Source organism: Microcoleus sp. Pol12A5 (assembly GCF_036701435.1).
Taxonomy (GTDB): domain Bacteria; phylum Cyanobacteriota; class Cyanobacteriia; order Cyanobacteriales; family Microcoleaceae; genus Microcoleus.
The window spans coordinates 89,928-97,162 of record NZ_JAUBQU010000008.1; the positions used below are offsets into that span (position 1 = coordinate 89,928).

At 46.6% G+C, this 7,235-nt stretch carries 7 protein-coding genes and 4 tRNA genes; all 11 read right to left on the bottom strand.

Annotated elements, in window-relative coordinates; all coding sequences use genetic code 11:
- Position 1: 1 nt before the first annotated feature.
- A complete protein-coding gene (locus tag QUA45_RS04040; RefSeq protein WP_333219598.1) occupies positions 2-1,441 on the bottom strand; it encodes a hypothetical protein in 1,440 nt (479 codons plus the stop codon).
- A gap of 198 nt (positions 1,442-1,639) precedes the next feature.
- Entirely contained in the window at positions 1,640-2,101 is a 462-nt protein-coding gene (locus tag QUA45_RS04045) for a hypothetical protein (RefSeq protein ID WP_333098112.1), read from the bottom strand.
- A 314-nt stretch (positions 2,102-2,415) separates the two neighbouring features.
- Positions 2,416-2,488: transfer RNA gene (locus QUA45_RS04050), tRNA-Lys, on the bottom strand.
- A gap of 215 nt (positions 2,489-2,703) precedes the next feature.
- The gene (locus QUA45_RS04055) at positions 2,704-2,904 is read right to left on the bottom strand and encodes a hypothetical protein (protein ID WP_333098110.1); all 201 of its coding nucleotides are present in this window, start codon (positions 2,902-2,904) and stop codon (positions 2,704-2,706) included.
- A gap of 628 nt (positions 2,905-3,532) precedes the next feature.
- Positions 3,533-4,495 (bottom strand): GNAT family N-acetyltransferase, encoded by a 963-nt coding sequence (locus QUA45_RS04060; protein WP_333098109.1) that lies wholly within the window; start codon positions 4,493-4,495, stop codon positions 3,533-3,535.
- Positions 4,496-4,722: 227 nt separating this feature from the next.
- Positions 4,723-4,796, bottom strand: a tRNA-Lys gene (locus QUA45_RS04065).
- Between the two features lie 136 nt (positions 4,797-4,932).
- Positions 4,933-5,073, bottom strand: a complete 141-nt coding sequence (locus QUA45_RS29075) for an ATP-grasp domain-containing protein (RefSeq protein WP_445304954.1) — start codon at positions 5,071-5,073, stop codon at positions 4,933-4,935.
- A gap of 57 nt (positions 5,074-5,130) precedes the next feature.
- A complete protein-coding gene (gene tuf / locus QUA45_RS04070) occupies positions 5,131-6,360 on the bottom strand; it encodes an elongation factor Tu (protein WP_333219600.1) in 1,230 nt (409 codons plus the stop codon).
- A 102-nt stretch (positions 6,361-6,462) separates the two neighbouring features.
- Positions 6,463-6,547: transfer RNA gene (locus QUA45_RS04075), tRNA-Ser, on the bottom strand.
- Between the two features lie 155 nt (positions 6,548-6,702).
- A tRNA-Lys gene (locus tag QUA45_RS04080) sits at positions 6,703-6,774 on the bottom strand.
- Positions 6,775-6,875: 101 nt separating this feature from the next.
- Positions 6,876-7,172 (bottom strand): dihydrofolate reductase family protein, encoded by a 297-nt coding sequence (locus QUA45_RS04085; RefSeq protein ID WP_333219602.1) that lies wholly within the window; start codon positions 7,170-7,172, stop codon positions 6,876-6,878.
- Positions 7,173-7,235 lie beyond the last annotated feature (63 nt).

Sequence of the window (7,235 nt, forward strand, 5' to 3'; positions counted from 1 at the left end):
TTTACTTGTCATCCCTCACAGGCAGCGACGTATCCAGAATTTCCATCAACAATTCCAGCCGCGAAGGACGGCTCAACATCGGCACTAAATTCGGCAAGGAGTAATAATCACCTGCAAACGTAAAGGTTTCCACCGATACTTGTTTGTCCTTCAATTGCTTCTGGACATATTGGCACCAAGAACCAACTCGCACAATCACAACATCAGGAATTACCCCCAAACTGCGGCAGTAACTCTGATAAGCATCAGCAAAATAAGGTGCAGCGTTTTCGCCTTCATCTGTTACCATAATGAATTGCTCGACAACCTGCTTTTTAATTCGCATTGCTTCCACCGCGCAACCGCAACTTGTGCCGCCGCCAGCGCGAATGTGCTTGAAAGCGCCTTCCCAGTCAGTCAATTCGCTGCCGTTTGCTTGCACTGGATACGGTATCGTGTCAAAGGCATAAACGAACAGTGCAGCCTCGGAAATGCCGGAAATCAAAGCAGCGAGACGCTTCCCAACTTCGATCGCACTTTCCATCGAACCAGACTTGTCAATCAACAAACCGGTTGCTTTCGCAATCTTGCCGCGCTTCTTCACCTGTTCGTTTGTCACCGCTTCCAGCTTCGCCGCCGTTGCTGCGTCGAAGTTCGCGCCCGCGCCCGCAACACTCGCTTTGTAAGCAGAAACCCGATCGCACTTTGCGGCTTCATCCAGCTTCGAGTCAATCAACTGCTTGACTTCCGGGTGATCCATCGCGCCGCGCGACTGAATCGATTTCAAATTGTTGATGACTTCCTGCGGCGACATCGAGTTAATCAGCGCGGCCAAAACTGTTGGCGTTAGCTGTCTAAGCGCACCAACTGCGATCGTATACGGAATCTTGTACTCAACAATCAAATTCGCCTGTTCCGCAGGTGTCGCGGCCTTCGCCAACTGCTTCAAAACGAATGCCAGAGAGTCTTCCGGCGGCTTGTCTTTAAACAGGATAGCATTAGCGCGATCGCTCGGCTTGACGTGCAGCGTTGCGTACAAATGCTTCATCGCCTTCCGGTTGCGGATGGCGGCGCGATCGAAAAACTGCGGATTCTTTTCCCGCGATTTCAGATAGCGAGTGACAGCAGTGCGCGCGCTGCGAGGCACCTTATTCTGGTGCCGCTTCATAAAGTCCACAATCCGCGAAACCTCGTAGGGAGGGAACTCTTGCAGCATCATAAAACCGGCATCTCGGTGTTCCGTCAGCGCCGAAGTCAGCAAATTTCCGGCAAAAACTTCCTTGTGATCGCGCACGTCGCCGTGACGTTGATACCACACTGCTAAATGACCGTAAAAAATGGGGTCTAATTCGATAATTAACTTGTGAATTTCTGCTACTTTTTCTAATACACGGTGAGGAGTGGTGAGCAGACTGTTGAGCATTTCCAAACGCAAATCGCGTTCTGCTGTATTCATATTCATTGTTTTTACCTTCCTATTGATTTTGGATTTTGGACTTGAGAAGTATTCCAAATCGGCGGTTGGCAGTTGTTGCAGGTTAGCGAGTGAATTTAAAAAGTCACCGCGCAAGTTTGGGGAGCTTTTTTTGGTAAACCTAAATAGGGTTTGTATCTAAGCTCTCGCGATTGGGGCGCGGCAAAAACTGCGATTTTCAATTAACTATTTGAGAGAAACTCTTTCTAATTCCATTGCTCTCATATCAGGTTCAACCCAGTTCTGTCGAGCTTCCCAGGACATCAGGCGATCGCGGGTGTAATAGCGAAATGGTAAAGTGCGATCGGCATATTTGGCAATCAAACCATTAGCCAGATCTACGATCGACCGATTTTGGCTTTCATCGGCGAGACATTGGCGAATAGTTCGCACCCAAAACAGCGTTAGTGTTTCGTGATACCCACTGTTTTGTGTGATTTCAATTCCTTGAACCGAGTTGTAACGTTGAATCCCATTGCGAATCGCATTGATTGCTTCTTGCTCCGAGTCATAAAACAGATACCACAGAGCAACCGTTAAATGTGCTTCGTGCGTCCATTGACTTCGCGGCAAGCTGCCTTCTTGGAAGGCATGAATTAGACTGTCTATCTCTTTGGGCGATCGGTAAATTAGAGTTTTTTTGATCATAATTTAAGTCTCCTCACACACCACTTTTATATCTAACTTTTTATAAATATGAGATGTTCCGCACAAGTTAGCAAAGCGTTTTGACTGTCCGATGGCTCTACCCCTGAGCTACAGCCCCTTAAACGGGGCTGGCAGGATTTGAACCTGCGACCAATCGATTAGAATGTGTGTATTCGCTTCACTCGTTAGGGTGCGGAACAAAATTTTTCTAATCTATAAACTAGAAATTTTTGACTTGTGATTATTCTAAATTGCTAAATTATTTTGGCTTTTTATAGCATTAAAAGTCACTTCGCGCAAGTTAATAAAGCCGTTGGCACATACGCAGGAGTTGAACCCGCGACCTTTTCCTTAAGAGGGAATTGCTCTACCAATGAGCTAGTATGTAAGCTTCCTTTGTTGGGGCGCGAAGTGGAACCTTTAAATGCCCGATAGATATAAAAAATTCCGCTATAAAAGGCAGCGCACAAGTCAGAGAAGCTTTTTTTCAGCCTCACGGCAAGTAGGAATTGAACCTACAATTCGATTTTAAGTCGAACGTTTCCAGTTTGTAAGCTTCTTTAGTTGGGGTGCGCTCTCTAATACGTGCCTTCAGTGAATTTCTAGCCGTAAACGGCTTCTGGGCGGACAATTAAATCACCGCTGGGACGGCGATCGAGCACGTAAGACTCGAAGCGGTCGCCCTTGACATCAAAATGCTTTGCCAGACGTTCCTTAATAGCCTTGTCGCTCATTCCTGCCGCGATACCCAGTTGGTTTTCCGCCAAGTCATAGGAACGTCCTTCAAAACGAATGTGAACCATTACCGATACCTCCTAGAGCAATTTTGGATGTTGGATTGGTAGCTTATCTGCTCTCGACTTTGGCTTTTTGTGAGACTTAGCAAATTGCCAGTATCGGTAAAGATTCACGAAATCCGATAATCTTTACTGAAAGAAGCGCCGCTGTAAATGATAAGCTTGTTTGATATTGCGGATTTCCTCAGCCTTTTTGCTTGATTGAAATCTGGCAGAGCTTGTCTGTTCTGAATCCGCAGGAAATTCGTTGAAATTAGACTGATTTAGTACAACATCTGACTCTGACCGAGTCAGTTTGTAACCGAACAGTCTCGTATAAAGTAACAACATGACAATCAAGTCTGTATTGCAAGACTTTCAAGTTGATGTTCCTTGAAATTTTGAGTAATATTTAGTTGTCAAGGTTCAGAATTTGCATGAAAAATACAGGTTTTTGCTTGTCCTGCGCTTTCCATACTTAAATACTACATACATACTACACTGGTGTCAAGGGGGTAGCAAAAGTTTTTTAGATAAAACTTACACGAGTGGCGAAAAACCGGGTTTTTGCACCAAAATATTTCGTTGCAACCCGCAGATTCCTTAAAAAATCCGATTTCTTGGGTCAAAGCGCGCTCGCGAACTGTAACATCGATCAAACGTCCTTAACATAAGAAATGCTATCGCGAATATTGTGGAAGCCAGCCGACTCGTAAAGATGCAATGCACCTGAGGAATTTTCAGCATCGACGCCGAGAATAGCAGTAGCCACACCGGCAGCTTTGAGTCGATGCAAACCAGCCAGCAACATCGCTCGTCCCAATCCCATTTTGCGGAAGCCGCGCCGAGTGCCGAGACAAGCAATCCACCCTTCATTGCGCCCGGTACGATCGCACTCTTCCACACAAATCAGGCAGGAACAAAAACTGACAAATGTGCCGTCATCAGCAACAGCAATCAAGTCTAAATCATTTCTGTAATCGGGTTTAGCTAACTCGTGCTTAAATTTATCCACCGTTAAATCGTGATGATTCCAGTGATCGATAAACGACTGGTTGAACATTTCTACCCAAGCTGCCGCCTCCTGTTCGCCGGGGAACTGACGCAGCGCGAAACCTTCGGGGAATTGCGGTTCTGGGATCGGTTCAGAGAGCGATCGCGCCATTCGGTAAAAATAGCGATCGACCTTAAAACCGCAACTTGCCAGCACAGAAATGCGATCGCAATCCTCAGCGCGCGCGTAGGTTCGCAGCTTCACGCGCGCGCCCCGCATCGCAGACACTTCGCGCATCCGCACTTCACCCCAGGCGATCGCCGCTGCTTCCACATCACCTCCGCGCGCGTCGGGGTGAACGCGAAACCACAGCCAACCGTCAATTACTTCCCCTGGTTCAGAAATCCACAACCGAGCGAAACCGATTAATTTTCCCTCCACATCTTCCCAAAGGCGGATATCGCGGGCTTTGTCTAGCGACGGTTGGTTAAATTCTTGTTGCAATTCCGAAATGGAAGTACCTTCGTCGAGCCGATCGACTTCTTCGCAAGTATTGATTAAATGGGCGATCGCATCTAAATCGCGCTCGCCCCCATAGCAGCGCGCCGAGAGACTTGCCATCATAGCTAATCACCATTTCCTGTTGTTATTCAGTTTAAAAATAGCTTGGGCGATCGCACTTTTCTCGATCGGGCGGGTCGATTGACATTAAAAATCCGACCACGCAAACACTCACTGTAATCCAACCGCTACCGCCATTGGCTGCTATCGTGAGCGCAAAATGGGCGAAAAATGACATACTAGAGACAGTTTAAAGTCTCAAAGCCTTGTGAGTAGTATGTTATTTGGGATGGGAGTAGAAGGACTTGAACCTTCGACCTTGAGATTAAGAGTCACCTGCTCTAACCAACTGAGCTATACTCCCGCATCTAGGCTATTATAACACAACTGTTCTGAAAACTCAACTATTTTTGTATAAATTTGTGGCGATCGCCCTTACTCCTATATTTAATGTAAGTTCTATCGCCCTGATTCCATATTTCATTTAAGCGCGATCGACCTCAAGCACCTCCCCAGAGTTGTGCAAAACGTCCGGCAGACCACCCAACCAAATCTGATACTTGGCCATCTCCAATCTCGACAATTCGCTTGACTCCATCTTGGCGCTCTACTGCATCAACACTGAAAAACTTGCTGTGAATTCAGGAGTAAGGTGGACTTTGGTCCACCCTACTGATTCTAATTGGTTCCGAAAGCGTCTACTTGAGAATGTGGGAGACGACACCGGCGCCCACAGTGCGATTACCTTCGCGGATGGCAAAACGCATATTTTGTTCGATCGCGATCGGCTGCAACAACTTCACAGTCATATTAACCCGATCGCCCGGAATTACCATGTTGATGGCGCTGCCGTCATCAGCGGTAAAAGATGCGATCGTACCTGTAACATCCGTTGTCCGCACGTAGAATTGAGGGCGATATCCCGCAAAGAAAGGAGTCCGGCGGCCGCCTTCTTTTTCCGACAGCACGTAAACCTCAGAATCGAATTCAATGTGAGGTTGAATAGAACCGGGTTTAGCAAGCACCATACCCCGTTCAATTTCGTCTTTTTGGATGCCGCGAAGCAACAAACCGACATTATCTCCAGCCATTCCTTCATCCAGAATTTGCTGGAACATTTCAACACCGATAACAGTTATCGTGCGAGTGTTGTGGATTCCCACCAATTCCACAGTATCGCCGACTTTGATTTTACCCCGCTCGATTTTGCCAGTTGCGACAGTTCCCCGACCTTTGATCGAGAACACATCTTCAACAGCCATCAGGAAAGGTTTGTCAATATCGCGATCGGGCGTAGAAATCCAGTCATCTACCGCATCCATCAAATTGTAAATGCCATCAACCCACTCATCCTCGCCGCGGTGTATTTTCGGATTAGCAGTCATCTTTTCCAGCGCTTTCAGTGCCGAACCTGCGACAATTGGAATATCATCGCCCGGGAAACCGTAAGAACTGAGAAGTTCGCGAATTTCTAACTCGACTAACTCCAAAATTTCCGCATCGTCCACCAGATCTTTCTTATTCAAAAAGACAACCAGCTTCGGCACTCCCACTTGCCGCGCTAACAAGATATGTTCGCGAGTTTGAGGCATCGAACCATCTGCAGCCGACACGACGAGGATTGCACCATCCATTTGAGCGGCACCCACGATCATGTTTTTCACGTAATCAGCGTGACCCGGACAATCAACGTGAGCGTAATGGCGATCGCCAGTTTCATACTCAACGTGAGCCGTATTAATCGTGATTCCCCGCTGTTTTTCTTCCGGTGCAGCATCGATTTCATCGTATTTTTTAGCCTTGGCCCGACCCTGTGCAGCCAGCGTCATTGTAATCGCCGCTGTTAGGGTTGTTTTGCCGTGGTCAACGTGACCGATCGTACCGACATTGACGTGGGGTTTGTTCCGTTCAAATTTGGTGCGTGACATTACATTTGATTCTCCTCTAAGAGTTGTTGTTGGTTTCTAATCATGAGTTTTTAGTCCTTAGCCTATTATTGATGGCTAATGACTTATGACTAATGATTAAAAAGGAAAGTGGAGGAGTCGAACCTCTACAGCTTTCGCTGCACCCTGGTATTCCAAACCAGTTGCCGTCCACACAGCCGCACTTTCCAAGTTTTGTGATTTTTAACCGCAGATAATTGCATATCAAGCAGATGAACGCAGATAAAAGCCGCAGTTCTTATGCAACAATATGCCCTTCAATCTAAAATATAGAATCTCACAGATCTCCCTCAATCTAAAATCTAAAATCTAAAATCGATAGAGTGGGTGGTATAGGAGTTGAACCTATCTGGTACCGGTTAAAAGCCGGGTGCATAACCGCTTTGCTAACCACCCTTAAAAATTCAGCGTTTGTGTAATTCCTAAAAAATCATTGTGTAATAAACACTTCAGTCCTTTTTGGCTCCCAGTAATTGCAGCGCCTAAAGTCGCGATTGCTAATGCTTCACTCGATAATGAAGCAACATGAAACCGTTGCTATAGATTTTGCGATCGGCAAGTTCCAAATTTGTCGGCTCGATTGCACCGGAAAAAAGAGGAATTCCCGCTCCGATAACTAGCGGATTCAACTTGACAATCATCTCGTCAATCTCCGAAAAAAGAGTTGCCGCTAAAGCGCCACCACCGCAGAGCCAGATGTCTTTACCCGTTTCTTTTTTCAATTCCTTAACCAATGCAACAGGATTGTCCGAAACAAGTTGAACATTCTCATCCGGACTGCAGGGTAAGAGCATCTCAATCACGCTTGACAAAAGGACTCAGAAGAATCTAATATATTGTCAGTCAAACAAGAACGG